The sequence below is a fragment of the Enterobacter cloacae complex sp. SHL020 genome, assembly GCF_049236945.1.
Taxonomy (GTDB): Bacteria; Pseudomonadota; Gammaproteobacteria; order Enterobacterales; family Enterobacteriaceae; genus Enterobacter; species Enterobacter dykesii.
In genome coordinates, this window is record NZ_JBMKJF010000022.1 from 1 (window position 1) to 512 (window position 512).

At 63.5% G+C, this 512-nt stretch carries 1 protein-coding gene; it reads left to right on the forward strand.

The genetic code is table 11. The annotated features are described in order from the left end of the window. Positions 1-512 (forward strand): contractile injection system protein, VgrG/Pvc8 family (locus ACOTZB_RS22880; protein WP_421628574.1); only part of this gene is annotated, 512 nt, incomplete at both ends.

Genomic DNA, 512 nt, shown 5'->3' on the forward strand with positions numbered 1-512 from the left:
GCCACGCAGCATCAGCCGTTCAGCGGCTATGAGGTCATTCCTTACCACCAGACGCCGTCCGGCGGCAGTACGGATGAAGAGGGCATCAGCCAGTGGGCGCTGGAGGACAGCGTCACGCCGGGGATTTACAGCCTCGACGACTATGACTTCCGCAAGCCGAACGCGTGGCTGTTCCAGGCCCAGCAGAATCCGGCGTCGCCGAAGCCGGGCAGCATCGACGTATACGACTGGCCGGGACGCTTTGTGGACAAAGGGCACGGGGAGTTCTATGCCCGCATCCGTCAGGAACGCTGGCAGGTTGAGCATCAGCAGATTCAGGCCACCGCCACGGCGGCGGGGATTGTGCCGGGCCACACCTTCACGTTAACCAACGCGCCGTTCTTCAGCGACAACGGGGAGTATCTGGTGACGGCGGCGGGTTACCACTTCGAAGAGAACCGCTACGCCAGCGGCGAGGGGGAAACCCTTCACCGCACCGATTTTACGGTCATCCCGTCGGCGGTGGTGTACCG